The 380-nt window shown below is 39.7% G+C and carries 1 rRNA gene; it reads right to left on the bottom strand.

Annotated elements, in window-relative coordinates:
• Positions 1-81: ribosomal RNA gene (locus KI338_RS17585) — 23S ribosomal RNA — on the bottom strand; the annotation flags it as partial.
• Positions 82-380: the final 299 nt, after the last annotated feature.

The raw sequence follows: 380 nt of genomic DNA, 5'->3' as shown, positions 1-380 counted from the left end.
CCAAGGCATATCGGTGTTAGTCCCGTCCTTCATCGGCTCCTAGTGCCAAGGCATCCACCGTGCGCCCTTATTCACTTAACTATCTACAATGAATAAGCATTACACTATATTAATAGCCTTTGCTTTATTAATCTAGCTTCAGCTCCTAAAAGCTACCGTCATAAGCAATTGACACTCCAAACGCTACAAACCAAGCGTTTTACGGTCACTTACTTATGCCTCCGCTTTTTTACAGTCGCTTCAGCCTTTTAATGTTTGATGTCGTTGTTACTCTTATTTAGTTTTCAAGGTACAAATGAAAAGAAACACTTTCGTGTTTTTCTTGAGGAATTTACTCCCTCAAAACTGAACCAAACAAACCAGTATGCACTCCGTTAAAT

Origin of the sequence: Ornithinibacillus bavariensis (genome assembly GCF_018333235.1) — a bacterium.
GTDB classification, from domain to species: Bacteria; Bacillota; Bacilli; order Bacillales; family Amphibacillaceae; genus Ornithinibacillus; species Ornithinibacillus bavariensis.
Note: the sequence above shows the minus strand (reverse complement) of the source record. Positions and strands in the feature narration are given on the sequence as shown.